Consider the following 14,296-nt stretch of genomic DNA (forward strand, 5'->3'; position numbering starts at 1 on the left):
TTTTATTGGGTTGCCCCGACGTTGCTGGCCGAGGCTTTCAGGCTTGGAGAGCGGCTTACTCGCCCCAGACGTCTTTCAATACGTTTACCCAGTTCTCACCCATGATCTTGCGTACCACACGCTCGGAGTGGCCGCGCTTGAGCAAGGTCTCGGTGAGGTTCGGGAATTCGCCGACAGTGCGGATCCCCAGCGGGTTGATGATCTTGCCGAAGTTGGTCAGGCGACGGGCGTACCCCTTGTCGTGGGTCAGGTACTCGAAGAACTCCTGGCCGTGGCCCTGGGTGAAGTCGGTACCGATACCGATGGCGTCTTCACCGACGATGTTCATGGTGTACTCGATCGCCTCGGCGTAGTCGTCGATGGTCGAGTCGATGCCTTTGGCCAGGAACGGCGCGAACATGGTCACACCCACGAAACCACCGTGGTCGGCGATGAACTTCAGCTCTTCGTCGGACTTGTTGCGCGGGTGCTCTTTGAGGCCCGAAGGCAGGCAGTGGGAGTAGCAGACCGGCTTCTTCGACTCGAGGATGACTTCCTCGCTGGTCTTGGAGCCGACGTGGGAGAGGTCGCACATGATGCCGACGCGGTTCATCTCGGCGACGATCTCGCGACCGAAGCCCGACAGGCCACCATCACGCTCGTAGCAGCCGGTGCCTACCAGGTTCTGGGTGTTGTAGCACATCTGCACGATGCCAACGCCCAACTGCTTGAACACATCGACGTAGGCGATCTGGTCTTCGAACGCATGGGCGTTCTGGAAGCCGAACAGGATGCCGGTCTTGCCCAGCTCCTTGGCCTTGCGGATATCGGCGGTGGTGCGCACCGGCATGACCAGGTCGCTGTTCTCGCGGATCAGCTTCTGACTGGCGGCGATGTTGTCGACAGTCGCCTTGAAGCCTTCCCAGACCGATACCGTGCAGTTGGCCGCGGTGAGGCCACCTTTGCGCATGTCCTCGAACAGTTCGCGGTTCCACTTGGCAATGATCAGACCGTCGATGACGATGCTGTCGGCGTGCAGTTCGGCTGGGCTCATCAGGCTGTCCCCTTTTATAGAGTTCGCTTGCGCCAAACCTTGTGCCGGCGCTTTGGGGCCAGCATATGCCTGCGGCCCGAGGCGCCCCGATGCAAAAACGACAGGGGGTTTGCCGAAAGCGTCAAGACGTTCAAAGGCCTCCGCTGCCGCGGGATTTGGCAATGAGAGCGAGTCTCGATAAGCGCCTTCCATGAACTTTTCTTCAGGGATCTACCGCAGCGCTTCGCGCTGAGCGAGAATCCCTGCGATTCGTCAGCCTGTTGAGGAGAAAACGGATGAAATCAATGGCATGGCTGGCCCTGGTGGCCGTCGCCCTGGGCGCCCAGGCGAGCGAGGAAGACAGCACGCCCTGCGACAACGTCGAGACCGACGCGCAGAACTACGCCTGCGCTGCCTACAACAAGCAGACCGCCGAGCGGGAGCTCAAATCGGCCTTTGACGATCTCATCCAGCGCATTACCGACCAGTACCCGGACGAAAACGACAAGGTCCAGCAATTGACCGCCCGCCTGCAGGCAGCCGAGACCCTGTGGACCCAATTGCGCGACGCCGACTGCAAAGTCGAGACCTTTGCCGAGAAGCCCGGCAGCAAGGCCTTCGAGGCAGCCTGGAACACCTGCGTGGCCCAGCGCAGCGATGACCGTTCCGAGTACTTGCAGTCCATCGGACAGCAGTGATCCTGGGGCCGCTGCGCGGCCCTGGGTTGAGCGGTCACAATCCCGAGATCAGGTCACCTTGACCAACCGATCCTCCCGCGGACATCGCTCGAACCGCGCCCGATAGCAACGGGTGAAATACGACGCCGACTCGAATCCACAGGCGATGCTCACCTCCAGCACGCTCATGTCGGTCTGGCGTAACAGCTGCCTGGCCTTGTCCAGGCGCAGTCGCAAATAGAAACCACTGGGCGTGTCGTCCAGGTGCAGGCGGAACAGTCGCTCCAGCTGACGCCGGGTGATCTGCACGGCATCGGCCAGGATCTCGGTATTGAGCGGCTGCTCGGTGTTGCGCTCCATCTCGCCGATCACCCGCACCAGCTTCTTGTTGTTGATGCCGTAGCGCGACGCGATCTGCATGCGCTGGTGATCCTGTCGCGGACGGATACGTCCGAGCACGAACTGCTCCGACACCTGCACCGCCAATTCACTGCCATGGGTCTGGGCGATCAGGTCGAGCATCAGGTCGATGGACGCGGTGCCGCCGGCGCAGGTGATGCGTCGTCGATCGATTTCGAACAGCTCCTGGGTGGCCTGCAACCTGGGGTAGCGCTCCTTGAAGGCTTCCAACGCCTCCCAATGCACGGTCGCCCGGTGCCCATCGAGCAGCCCGGCTTCGGCCAGCACCATCGCCCCGGTATCGATGCCACCCAGCAACACGCCTTCATGGTCCAGACGGCGCAGCACTTGGTGCAATTGCGCGCCATAGCAGGCCAGTGGTTCGAAGCCGGCCACGATCAGCAGCATGCGCGCCGCCTCCCCCTCCCCCAGCACGCCATCGGCGTTCACCGACATGCCGTTGCTGGCCTGCACTGCACCGCCATCGAGGCTCAACACGCGCCAGCGGTACAGCGGGCCACGGAAGCGGTTGGCCACGCGCAGAGGCTCCAGGGCACTGATGAAGCCCATTGCCGAAAAGCCGGGCAACAGCAGAAAGTGAATGATTTCAGACATTGCATGCTCCACGGGAAAAGTGGTCGCTTCCGTGCAACTCTTGGTCGTCAGAGTGCGAATTTCCACCCCGCCACCAGCGTAGCGTGTTCACACGGCCCGCAGAGGCCGGCCCCAATAACAATATGCACTGCCGTTGGAGAGCCACCATGCACAGCTTCATCCGCCGCAGCTTGTTGTCCCTCGCGTTGAGCAGCACCCTCGCCACTCCCCTCCTGGCCGCCGAGCCCGCCGCCTGCAAAGACGTGCGCCTTGGCGTGGTCAACTGGACCGATGTCATCGCCACCAGCGCCATGGCCCAGGTCCTGCTCGATGGGTTGGGTTACCAGACCAAACAGACCAGCGCGTCGCAGCAGATCATCTTCGCCGGTATCCGCGACAAGCGCCTGGACATGTTCCTGGGCTACTGGAACCCGATCATGACCCAGACCATCACACCGTTCGTCCAGGCCGGGCAGGTCAAGGTCCTCGACAAGCCCAGCCTGGAAGATGCGCGAGCCACCCTGGCGGTACCGAAATACCTGGCCGACAAGGGCCTGAAGACGTTCGCCGACATCCACAAGTTCGAGAAGGAGCTGGGCGGCAAGATCTACGGCATCGAGCCCGGCTCCGGCGCCAACACCCAGATCAAAGCGATGATCGCCAAGAACCAGTTCGGCCTGGGCAAGTTCCAGCTGGTCGAGTCCAGCGAGGCCGGCATGCTCGCCGCCGTCGACCGCGCCGTGCGGCGCAAGCAGGCGGTGGTGTTCTTCGGCTGGGCGCCGCACCCAATGAACGTGAACCTCGATATGGTCTACCTGGGCGGCAGCCAGGACGCCCTGGGCCCTGACGAAGGCCGCGCCACGGTCTGGACCGTCACCGCGCCCGACTACGCCGAGCGCTGCCCCAACGCCCACCGGCTGCTGGCCAACCTGAGTTTCAGTGCCGAGGACGAGAGCCGCATGATGCAGCCGCTGCTCGATCACAAGGATCCGCTGGAATCCGCCCGCCAGTGGCTCAAGGACCACCCCGAGGACAAGGCACGCTGGCTCGAAGGCGTGACCACCTTCGACGGCAAGCCGGCGGCTGAGAACCTGAGTCTCAGCGCCAACTGACTCTACCGGTTCGCGGGTAACCCGCTCCCCACAACACACGATGCTGCGCCTGTGGAAGCGAGGTTGCCCCGCGCCCCCAGGGCTCACCTAGGCCCAATGGGAGCGGGTCCACCCGCGAAAGCCACACCACCGACCTCACAGACATACCCTGAAGGATCCGCGCCATGAACCATGACGTCATCATCACCTGTGCACTGACCGGCGCCGGCGACACCGTCGCCAAGAGCCACCTCGTCCCGGTCACACCCAAACAGATCGCAGAGTCCGCCATCGAAGCCGCCAAGGCCGGCGCCACCGTGGTCCACTGCCACGTCCGCGATCCACAGACTGGCCGCTTCAGCCGCGACGTGGCGTTGTACCGCGAAGTGATGGAGCGCATTCGTGAAGCCGACGTGGACGTGATCGTCAACCTCACCGCCGGCATGGGTGGCGATCTGGAGATCGGCCCTGGCGAAAAGCCCATGGAATTCGGCCCAGGCACCGACCTGATCGGCCCGCTGGAGCGCCTGGCACACGTCGAGGCCCTGCTCCCGGAAATCTGCACCCTGGACTGCGGCACGCTCAACTTCGGCGATGGCAACGCCATCTACGTCTCGACCCCGAGCCAACTGCGTGCCGGCGCCAAGCGCATCACCGAACTGGGCGTGAAAGCCGAACTTGAAATCTTCGACACCGGCCACCTGTGGTTCGCCAAGCAGATGATGAAAGAAGGCCTGCTGGACGATCCGCTGTTCCAGCTGTGCCTGGGCATCCCATGGGGCGCGCCAGCCGACACCACCACCATGAAGGCCATGGTCGACAACCTGCCCGCCGGCGTGACCTGGGCCGGTTTCGGTATCGGCCGCATGCAGATGCCGATGGCGGCCCAGGCTGTGCTGCTCGGCGGCAACGTGCGGGTCGGCCTGGAAGACAACCTCTATCTGGACCGTGGCGTGCTGGCCAGCAACGGCCAGTTGGTCGAACGCGCGGTGGAGATCATCACCCGCATGGGCGCTCGCGTCCTGACCCCGGCCGAAGGCCGCGAAAAAATGAACCTCAAACGCCGCTGAGCCCCCCGGAGAATCGCCATGACCTTCATCACCGAGATCAAGACCTTCGCCGCCCTCGGTAGCGGCGTGATCGGCAGCGGCTGGGTTGCCCGCGCCCTGGCCCACGGCCTGGACGTGATCGCCTGGGACCCAGCCCCAGGCGCCGAGCAGGCCTTGCGCAAACGTATCGCCAATGCCTGGCCAGCCTTGGAAAAACAAGGCCTGGCGCCAGGCGCCTCACAAGATCGCCTGCGGTTCGTGGCCACCATCGAGGAATGCGTACGTGACGCCGATTTCATCCAGGAAAGCGCCCCGGAGCGTCTGGACCTGAAGCTCGACCTGCACGCCAAGATCAGCGCCGCGGCCAAGCCCAACGCGATCATCGGCTCCAGCACCTCGGGCCTGCTGCCCAGCGAGTTCTATGAGTCCGCCACACACCCCGAGCGCTGCGTGGTGGGCCACCCGTTCAATCCGGTGTACCTGCTGCCCTTGGTGGAAATCGTCGGTGGCCAGCACACCGCCCCCGAAGCCATCGAGGCGGCCAAGGCCATCTACACCGCCTTGGGCATGCGCCCGCTGCATGTGCGCAAGGAAGTGCCGGGCTTCATTGCCGACCGACTGCTTGAAGCGCTGTGGCGAGAGGCCCTGCACCTGGTCAACGACGGGGTGGCCAGCACCGGCGAGATCGACGATGCGATCCGCTTCGGCGCAGGCCTTCGCTGGTCGTTCATGGGCACCTTCCTCACCTATACCTTGGCCGGGGGCGACGCAGGCATGCGGCACTTCATGGCGCAGTTCGGCCCAGCGCTCAAGCTGCCCTGGACCTACCTGCCGGCGCCGGAGCTGACCGACAAGCTGATCGACGATGTGGTCGAGGGCACCTCGGAGCAACTGGGTGATCGCAGCATCGCCGCGCTGGAACGCTACCGGGATGACACCCTGCTCGCTGTGCTCGACGCAGTGAAGAACAGCAAGGCCCGCCACGGCATGGCCTTCGGCGATTGAGGAAACGGCAATGCCCGCACTGATCACCTACCGCACCCCAGTCCAGGAGGACTGGGTCGACTACAACGGACACCTGCGCGATGCCTATTACCTGTTGATCTTCAGCTACGCCACCGATGCGCTGATGGAGCGCATCGGCCTGGATGCCGACAGCCGCGGGCAAAGCGGCAATTCGCTGTTCACCCTGGAGGCGCACATCAACTACCTGCACGAAGTGAAGCTGGGCACCGAGGTGTGGGTGCAGACGCAGATCATCGGCTTCGATCGCAAGCGCCTGCACCTGTACCACAGCCTGCACCGGGCGGGGTTCGACGAGGCCCTGGCGGCCAGCGAACAGATGCTCCTGCACGTGGACCTGGCGGGGCCGAAATCGGCACCGTTCAGTGAACGCAGCGCAGGCCTGCTTCAGGGGTTGGTGGATGAGCAACGGGACCTGCCAGCGGCAGCGTTTGTCGGGCGGGTGATGCAACTGCCTGGCTGAAACACGTCCCTTGTGGCTACTGCACCCCCTATCGCGGGACAAGCCGCTCCTTCCGGTCCAGGAGGAGCGGCTTGTCCCGCGAGGGTTTCCCGCAGGCAAAAAAATAACCCCGGAAAGCCGTGAGCATCCGGGGCCAAGAGAGCGAGCAACATCCACTTTGCACGAGTGAGGGTGACCAAACCCTCGTTTGCCGTGAATGCGTCCAGTGTGGGGCAGCCCGGGTTGCTGGATTTAGCCGGGAACGACCTGTTCTTAGCCAAAGAAGCCATTGCGACATTCTGTCCTTGCCGCCCTGTCGGCTTGGTCAGAGAATCGGTTGCAGATCACAGCAGCACTCTCTTAGCGATAAAAGGGACAACAGCCATGATGCATGCGGATTTGATTGATCAGGAAGACCTGCTGGGCCAACTGCGCTCCAGGGGCTTCGAAATTCCGGCGGGCGCCAGTGCCGAGCAGGCCTGCGAGGCCGTGGTGCGGGGGCTGACCGAGCCCAACGCACGCGCGCTCAAAGGCATGGTCGAGCAGATGTACACCGGCAGCGCCACCATCCTCCCGGCCGTGCGCCAGGCCATCGAGAAGCAGCTGCTGCCAGCATTGGCAGAGTTCAAGAACCGCGCCTGACTGCAGAATCGCTTCGCGGATCGACCCGCTCCCGCAGGGCTCGACATGATCCCTGTGGGAACGGGTTTATCCGCGAAGCGGCAATGCTTGTCAGAGCCTTACGCTGGCAAACGTCGACTCGTTGCGCGCCTGGCTCAGCGAAGCCATCGGACCGCTGTGCGGGGTCAGTGCCATGGCCTGCGGGATCGGCATCATCGCCACCTGCTGGGCGGTATTGGAGCCCACGCGCTCGTCACGCGGCGGAATACCGAAGTACTCGCGATAGCACTTGGAGAAGTGCGGCGTGGAAACGAACCCGCACACCGAAGCCACTTCGATGATCGACATCGGCGTCTGCTTGAGCAGCTGCCGCGCGCGGATCAGGCGCAGCTTGAGGTAGTACCGCGACGGCGAGCAGTGCAGGTACTTCTGGAACAGCCGCTCGAGCTGGCGCCGCGACACCGATACATACACCGCCAGTTCATCCAGATCGATTGGCTCTTCCAGGTTCGCCTCCATCAGCGCGACGATCTCCTGCAGCTTCGGCTGGTTGGTGCCGAGCATGTGCTTGAGCGGCACGCGCTGGTGGTCCTGTTCGTTGCGGATGCGCTCGTAGACGAACATCTCGGAGATCGCCGCCGACAGCTCACGGCCATGGTCACGGCTGATCAGGTGCAACATCATGTCCAGCGGCGCGGTGCCGCCGGAGCTGGTGAAACGGTTACGGTCCAGGGTGAACAGGCGGGTGCTCATGTTCACCCGCGGGAAGGCTTCCTGCATCGCAGCAAGACACTCCCAATGCACGCTGCAATCGAAGCCATCGAGCAGCCCGGCACACGCCAGCGCCCAGCTACCGGTACATACCGCGCCAAGGCGACGCGACTGACGCGCCTGGGCTTGCAGCCAGGTGACGTGCTCGCGGGTGACGGTGCGCTGGATGCCGACACCACCGCAGACGATCACGGTGTCCATCGGCGGCGCGCTGTGCATGGCCGCGTCCGGCGTGATCTGCAGACCGTCGCTGGCCCAGACCTGACCACCATCGACGGTCAGGGTGTGCCAACGGTACAGCTCACGGCCGGAGAGTTGATTGGCCATGCGCAGCGGCTCGACGGCGGATGCGAGGGAAATCAGGGTGAAATTATCCAGCAGGAGAAACCCGATGGACTGGGGAGCTGTGCGGTTCTGGGTTGGGGTCCCGGAGGTGTACGACGTCATCGCGATTTCTCCTCACACAATGCAGGGTGTGCCTCAGGCTGGCACTGTTTTATTGTCATGGCCCCAGTTCGTATGCAGGGGCTTTGCCAACTACAACGCAAAGGTCGTGCCTGAAATTGAACGACCATTCAAAAAAAACCAAAAACGACGTCGTGTCAGGGCTGTCAGAGCTTTTCCATCAGATTTGTAGGAAAACGCGAACAGGCGCGCTAGCGCCTTTGCGTGTAACCCCTGAGCAGTTAAGTAGCACTTTTGGGAAGGATGCCCAGAAGCGACATCCATAAGTGTCACCGACAACGACACCTCTGGTAGCGACAACTGACAGCCGGTAGGGAACGATCGGTGCGCCAATTTGGGGCGCACCGACCGTAGAAGGGGCAAGAATGGCATCAGCACTCGATGGCGCTGACAGCCAGACCGCCGCGCGAGGTTTCCTTGTACTTGTCGTGCATGTCGGCCCCGGTATCACGCATGGTGCGAATCACCTGGTCGAGAGAGATGAAGTGCTCGCCGTCACCGCGCAGGGCCATCTGCACGGCGTTGATCGCCTTGACCGCAGCGATGGCATTGCGCTCGATGCACGGCACCTGGACCAGACCACCGACCGGGTCGCAGGTCAGGCCCAGGTTGTGTTCCAGAGCGATTTCGGCAGCATTTTCCAACTGCGGCGGGGTGGCGCCCAACACCTCCGCCAAGCCGGCTGCGGCCATGGCGCAGGCCGAACCGACTTCGCCCTGGCAACCGACCTCGGCACCGGAGATCGAAGCGTTCTTCTTGCACAGGATGCCCACCGCGGCAGCGCCGAGGAAGAAATCCACCACGTTGGATTCATCGACTGCATCCGAGAAACGCATGTAGTAGTGCAACACCGCCGGAATGATGCCCGCCGCGCCATTGGTAGGCGCAGTCACCATGCGCCCACCCGCGGCGTTCTCTTCATTGACGGCCAGGGCGAACAGGTTGACCCACTCCATGGCGCTCATGGTCGAGCCAATCACATTGGGCTTGCCGAGCTCCTGCAGGCTGCGGTGCAGCTTGGCGGCACGGCGTCGTACGTTGAGCCCCCCAGGCAGGGTGCCCTCGTATTTGAGGCCGTTGTTCACGCATTCCTGCATGGCGTGCCAGAGCTTGAGCAGGCCAGCGCGGATTTCTTCCTCACTGCGCCAGGCCTTTTCGTTCTCCATCATCAATTGCGACACGCGCAGGTCGTTTTGCTTGCACAGGCTCAGCAGTTCGGCCGCGCTGTTGAAATCGTAGGGCAACACCGTCTCGTCAGCGTCCAGCACACCGCTGGCGGCCTGGGCGGCGTCGACCACGAAGCCCCCGCCGACCGAGTAGTAGGTGTCACGGTGCAGCTCACCTTGCGCGCCTTCGGCGATCAGGGTCATGGCGTTGGGGTGGTATGGCAGGTTCTCGTCCAGCAGCAACATGTCGCGGCTCCAGACGAACTCGACCGGCAGGCGGCCATCGAGCTGCAAAGTGCTGGTTTCGCGCAATTCGGCGATGCGCGGGGCGATCACCGTGGGGTCGATGGAGTCGGGCCACTCACCCATCAGGCCCATGATGGTGGCATTGTCGGTGCCGTGGCCGACGCCGGTCGCCGACAGCGAGCCATACAACCGGACTTCCACTCGCCTGACCTGTTCCAGCTCGCCGCGCTGGCGCAGCCCTTGGACGAACAGGGCGGCGGCACGCATGGGGCCGACGGTGTGGGAGCTGGAAGGCCCGACACCGATCTTGAACAGGTCAAACACGCTGATGGCCATTGTCGAATCACCTCTTGATGGGCTTGTCTCCCCGCGGCGTATGGCGGGTTGCGCAACTGCTAGGCTGATACCGCGAGTTGCCACGAATGCACGCATCATCAGGCTTTTGCCCCACTACCCGCCGTCTGCAACCGACGTACTTTTGTCCAGCAACGCCGCCCGCTCCAGGCGCCTTGCGCGCCGCTTTCGAGGGGGCTGGTGACGTAAAAACGCAGGGTAGAGGGTGGAAAAATCCATATGCGACATTGCCCTTACTGGATGCGACCCGTCCTGTACTGGTTACGACCCCACCAGTAGGCGATTGCCGAACGCTGGGGGATTATCGAAAGCGACTCGTATTGCACGGCCTCGCATCCTGCCCTCTGCAGGCCTGGTCGACCGGAGCCTAGAGAAAGCCCGGCGCCCCGCGGGAAACCCGAAGAAAAATCACAGGAGTCCATCCATGAAAGGTTCACCCTCGCTCTTGCTGGTCGCGATGCTCGCAACACCTCTGTTGGCTCAGGCCGTGGAGCCCGAGCAGTGTCAGACGGTACGGTTCTCTGACGTCGGCTGGACCGACATCACCGTGACCACCGCCGTCACCAGCGTTGTACTCGAAGCCCTGGGCTACAAGACTCACACCAACATGATCTCGGTACCGGTGACCTACAAGTCGCTGGCCGCCGGCAAGGACCTGGATGTGTTCCTCGGCAACTGGATGCCGACCATGGAGAACGACATCAAGCAGTACCGTGACGCCGGCACGGTCGAAACCGTGCGTGCCAACCTGGAGAATGCCAAGTACACCCTGGCCGTGCCCCAGGCGCTGTATGACAAGGGCCTCAAGGACTTCGCCGACATTCCCAAGTTCAAGAACGAACTGGGCGGCAAGATCTACGGCATCGAGCCGGGCAACGACGGCAACCGCACCATCCAGAGCATGATCGACAAAAACGCCTTTGGCCTGAAGGACGCCGGCTTCAAGCTGGTGCAGTCCAGCGAGGCGGGCATGCTGTCGCAGGTGGACCGCTCGCAGAAACGTGGCGAGGCGGTGGTGTTCCTGGGCTGGGAACCGCACCCGATGAACAAGCGATTCAAGATGCAGTACCTGTCCGGCGGTGACGAGTTCTTCGGCCCCGAGTTCGGCAAGGCAACCGTGCTGACCAATACCCGCAAGGGCTATACGCAGGAATGCAGCAACGTCGGCCAACTGCTGAAGAACCTGTCGTTCACCCTGGACATGGAAAGCACCCTGATGGGCAATGTCCTGGACGACAAGATGAAACCCGATGCAGCCGCCAAGGCGTGGCTGAAGAACAACCCGCAAGTGCTCGACACCTGGTTGGCCGGAGTGACGACCGTGGATGGCAAACCCGGGCTGGAGGCGGCCAAGGCCAAACTGACGCAATAACAACAAGGATGCAGTAGCAATTGGCACTACCTCGGGGCAGGCCAACGCCCGCCCCGGACTGATTTCAATCTTTGCAGGTGGAAGCTCGCTATCATGCTTATCGATCAGAAAATACCTCTGGGGCAGTACATCGCCTCATTCGTCGAATGGTTGACCCAGAACGGCGCCAACTATTTCGACGCCATCGCCCAGGGCCTGGAATTCATGATCCATGGGGTCACCAGCGCCCTGACCTGGTTCAACCCCTACATCCTCATCGCCTTGTTCGCCGCCCTGGCGCACCTGATCCAGCGCAAATGGGCGCTGACGGCATTTGTCGCGCTGTCCTTCCTGCTGATCTTCAACCTCGGCTACTGGCAGGAAACCATGGAGACCCTGGCGCAGGTCACCTTCGCCACCGTGGTATGCGTGGCCATCGGCGTGCCGCTGGGCATCGTCGCTGCGCACAAGCCGATGTTCTACACCGCCATGCGTCCCGTCCTGGACCTGATGCAGACGGTGCCTACCTTCGTTTACCTGATCCCCACCCTGACCCTGTTCGGCCTGGGCGTGGTGCCAGGGTTGATCTCCACGGTGGTGTTCGCCATCGCCGCGCCGATCCGCCTCACCTACCTGGGTATCTGCGATGTGCCCCAGGAACTGCTCGACGCCGGTAAGGCCTTTGGCTGCTCGCGCCGCCAGCTGCTGACCCGCATCGAACTGCCCCATGCGATGCCCAGCATTGCCGCGGGCGTTACCCAATGCATCATGCTGTCGTTGTCGATGGTCGTGATCGCCGCCCTGGTGGGCGCTGACGGCCTCGGCAAACCTGTGGTCAACGCACTGAACACCGCCGATATCGCCCTGGGCTTCGAGGCGGGCCTGGCGATCGTGCTGCTGGCGATCATGCTGGACCGTATCTGCAAGCAACCGGAGCTGCCGGCACGAGGTGAGTCATGAGCATCATTCGTTTCGAAGACGTCGACGTCATCTTCTCCAACAAGCCACGCGAAGCGCTGGCGCTGCTGGACCAAGGCCAGACCCGCGAGCAGATCCTCAAGAAGACTGGCCTTGTGGTCGGCGTCGAGAAAGCCAACCTGGACATCAACAAAGGCGAGATCTGCGTGCTCATGGGCCTGTCCGGCTCGGGCAAGTCGAGCCTGCTGCGCTGCATCAACGGCCTGAATACCGTCAGCCGCGGCAAGCTGTTCGTCGAGCACGAAGGCAAGCACATCGACATCGCCCACTGCACCCCGGCGGAACTGAAGATGATGCGCACCAAGCGCATCGCCATGGTGTTCCAGAAGTTCGCCCTGATGCCCTGGCTGACCGTGCGCGAGAACATCAGCTTCGGCCTGGAAATGCAGGGCCGTCCCGAGAAAGAGCGGCGCAAGCTGGTCGATGAGAAGCTCGAGCTGGTGGGCCTGACCCAATGGCGCAACAAAAAGCCCGACGAGCTCTCCGGCGGCATGCAGCAGCGCGTGGGCCTGGCCCGGGCGCTGGCCATGGACGCAGACATCCTGCTGATGGACGAACCCTTCTCGGCCCTCGACCCGCTGATCCGCCAAGGCCTGCAGGACGAGTTGCTGGAGCTGCAGAACAAGCTGAGCAAGACCATCGTGTTCGTCAGCCACGACCTGGACGAGGCGCTCAAGCTGGGCAGCCGTATCGCCATCATGAAAGATGGCCGGATCATCCAGTACAGCAAGCCTGAAGAAATCGTCCTGAACCCGGCCGACGACTATGTACGCACCTTCGTGGCCCACACCAATCCGCTCAACGTGCTGTGCGGTCGCAGCCTGATGCGCAGCCTGGACAACTGCAAGCGGGTCAATGGCTCGGTATGCCTGGACCCAGGCGGTGATTCCTGGCTGGACCTGGGCGAAGGCAACTCGATCAAACGCGCCCGCCAAGGCCAGAACGGCCTGGACCTGCAGAACTGGGTACCGGGCCAGGATGTGGAAACCCTGGGCCGCAAACCGACCTTGGTCAATGCCAATATCGGCATGCGCGAGGCCTTGCAGATCCGCTACCACACCGGCAACAAGCTGGTGCTGCAGGAGAACGACAAGGTGGTGGGGATTCTCGGCGACAGCGAGCTGTATCACGCGCTGCTGGGCAAGAACCACGGGTAATGACAGGGGCCGCTGTGCGGCCCTGTCACGGCACAAGGCCGCGGCCACAGGGGAGGTATTGCACCCTCTCTGTGACAGCGGCCTTGTGTCTTTTCAGGAGGGCAAAGCCCTCCCGGCAGTGGTTCAGCGAACGACGATCCCGCGCGCAGCCATATAGGCCTTGGCTTCCGGCACGGTGTACTCACCGAAGTGGAAGATGCTCGCCGCCAGCACCGCACTGGCATGGCCTTCCAGGATGCCGTCAGCCAGGTGTTGCAGGTTGCCGACACCGCCCGAGGCGATCACCGGAATACCCACTGCATCGCTGATGGCCCGGGTCACGCCCAGATCGAAACCGCTCTTCATGCCGTCCTGGTCCATGCTGGTGAGCAGGATCTCACCGGCCCCCAGCCCTTCCATCTTCTTGGCCCAGGCCACTGCATCCAGACCGGTCGGCTTGCGCCCGCCATGGGTGAAGATCTCCCAACGCGGCGCCTCGCCGGGGCCGGAGACCTTCTTGGCGTCGATGGCGACGACAATGCACTGGGAACCGAAACGCTCGGCAGCCTCACCCACGAACTCGGGGTGGAACACTGCTGCGGTGTTGATCGACACCTTGTCGGCGCCGGCGTTGAGCAGGTTGCGGATGTCCTGCACGGTACGCACGCCACCGCCCACGGTCAGCGGGATGAACACCTGGCTGGCCATGCGCTCGACGGTGTGCAGGGTGGTGTCACGGCCATCGACACTGGCGGTGATGTCCAGGAAGGTGATCTCGTCAGCACCCTGCTCGTCGTAGCGACGCGCGATTTCCACCGGGTCGCCGGCATCGCGGATGTTCTCGAACTTGACGCCCTTGACCACCCGGCCGTTGTCCACGTCCAGGCAAGGGATGATGCGCTTGGCCAGTGCCATGTTCTG

General features: G+C 63.0%; 14 protein-coding genes. 9 read left to right on the forward strand and 5 right to left on the reverse strand.

The genetic code is table 11. The features are described 5' to 3' along the window. Positions 1 to 55 precede the first annotated feature (55 nt). Positions 56 to 1,033 carry a dipeptidase gene (locus tag BLS27_RS19250; protein ID WP_043211075.1) on the reverse strand — a complete coding sequence of 326 codons (978 nt, stop codon included), beginning with the start codon at positions 1,031 to 1,033 and terminating at the stop codon, positions 56 to 58. Between the two features lie 275 nt (positions 1,034 to 1,308). On the opposite strand from BLS27_RS19250, the gene BLS27_RS19255 reads away from it, so the two are divergent. Continuing rightward, positions 1,309 to 1,710: a lysozyme inhibitor LprI family protein gene (locus BLS27_RS19255; RefSeq protein ID WP_043211074.1), complete on the forward strand. Its 402-nt coding sequence runs from the start codon at positions 1,309 to 1,311 to the stop codon at positions 1,708 to 1,710. 48 nt (positions 1,711 to 1,758) lie between these two features. Here BLS27_RS19255 and BLS27_RS19260 read toward each other — a convergent pair whose 3' ends face one another. After that, a complete protein-coding gene (locus tag BLS27_RS19260) occupies positions 1,759 to 2,703 on the reverse strand; it encodes a GlxA family transcriptional regulator (RefSeq protein ID WP_090346336.1) in 945 nt (314 codons plus the stop codon). Positions 2,704 to 2,849: 146 nt separating this feature from the next. Between BLS27_RS19260 and choX the strand changes: the two genes are divergently transcribed. The 5 genes from choX to BLS27_RS19285 all read left to right on the forward strand — a co-directional run bounded on the left by choX (position 2,850) and on the right by BLS27_RS19285 (position 6,929). After that, positions 2,850 to 3,794 carry a choline ABC transporter substrate-binding protein gene (choX, locus tag BLS27_RS19265; protein ID WP_043211069.1) on the forward strand — a complete coding sequence of 315 codons (945 nt, stop codon included), beginning with the start codon at positions 2,850 to 2,852 and terminating at the stop codon, positions 3,792 to 3,794. Positions 3,795 to 3,958: 164 nt separating this feature from the next. Further along, on the forward strand, positions 3,959 to 4,843 hold the full coding sequence (cdhC, locus tag BLS27_RS19270; protein ID WP_043211067.1) for a 3-dehydrocarnitine:acetyl-CoA trimethylamine transferase CdhC: 885 nt from the start codon (positions 3,959 to 3,961) through the stop codon (positions 4,841 to 4,843). An 18-nt stretch (positions 4,844 to 4,861) separates the two neighbouring features. Continuing rightward, a complete protein-coding gene (locus BLS27_RS19275; RefSeq protein ID WP_043211065.1) occupies positions 4,862 to 5,827 on the forward strand; it encodes an L-carnitine dehydrogenase in 966 nt (321 codons plus the stop codon). A gap of 10 nt (positions 5,828 to 5,837) precedes the next feature. Continuing rightward, positions 5,838 to 6,308, forward strand: coding sequence for a thioesterase family protein (locus BLS27_RS19280; protein WP_090346338.1), 471 nt, complete (start codon positions 5,838 to 5,840; stop codon positions 6,306 to 6,308). Positions 6,309 to 6,671: 363 nt separating this feature from the next. Continuing rightward, complete coding sequence (locus BLS27_RS19285; protein WP_043211060.1) at positions 6,672 to 6,929, forward strand: hypothetical protein; 258 nt, start codon at positions 6,672 to 6,674, stop codon at positions 6,927 to 6,929. 90 nt (positions 6,930 to 7,019) lie between these two features. Here BLS27_RS19285 and gbdR read toward each other — a convergent pair whose 3' ends face one another. Then, on the reverse strand, positions 7,020 to 8,126 hold the full coding sequence (gbdR, locus tag BLS27_RS19290) for a choline metabolism transcriptional regulator GbdR (RefSeq protein ID WP_043211058.1): 1,107 nt from the start codon (positions 8,124 to 8,126) through the stop codon (positions 7,020 to 7,022). 389 nt (positions 8,127 to 8,515) lie between these two features. Then, the gene (locus BLS27_RS19295; protein ID WP_043211056.1) at positions 8,516 to 9,892 is read right to left on the reverse strand and encodes an L-serine ammonia-lyase; all 1,377 of its coding nucleotides are present in this window, start codon (positions 9,890 to 9,892) and stop codon (positions 8,516 to 8,518) included. Positions 9,893 to 10,334: 442 nt separating this feature from the next. On the opposite strand from BLS27_RS19295, the gene BLS27_RS19300 reads away from it, so the two are divergent. From BLS27_RS19300 to choV, 3 genes are all read left to right on the forward strand, one after another. After that, entirely contained in the window at positions 10,335 to 11,282 is a 948-nt protein-coding gene (locus BLS27_RS19300; RefSeq protein ID WP_090346341.1) for a choline ABC transporter substrate-binding protein, read from the forward strand. 90 nt (positions 11,283 to 11,372) lie between these two features. After that, a complete protein-coding gene (choW, locus tag BLS27_RS19305) occupies positions 11,373 to 12,221 on the forward strand; it encodes a choline ABC transporter permease subunit (protein ID WP_177343688.1) in 849 nt (282 codons plus the stop codon). Next, positions 12,218 to 13,396 (forward strand): choline ABC transporter ATP-binding protein, encoded by a 1,179-nt coding sequence (gene choV / locus BLS27_RS19310; protein WP_043211048.1) that lies wholly within the window; start codon positions 12,218 to 12,220, stop codon positions 13,394 to 13,396. Before choW ends, choV begins: the two co-directional genes overlap by 4 nt. A 123-nt stretch (positions 13,397 to 13,519) precedes the next feature. On the opposite strand, the gene hisF is transcribed toward choV, so the two are convergent. After that, positions 13,520 to 14,290: an imidazole glycerol phosphate synthase subunit HisF gene (gene hisF, locus BLS27_RS19315; protein ID WP_090346344.1), complete on the reverse strand. Its 771-nt coding sequence runs from the start codon at positions 14,288 to 14,290 to the stop codon at positions 13,520 to 13,522. Positions 14,291 to 14,296 lie beyond the last annotated feature (6 nt).

This window comes from Pseudomonas guariconensis (genome assembly GCF_900102675.1).
GTDB lineage: Bacteria > Pseudomonadota > Gammaproteobacteria > Pseudomonadales > Pseudomonadaceae > Aquipseudomonas > Aquipseudomonas guariconensis.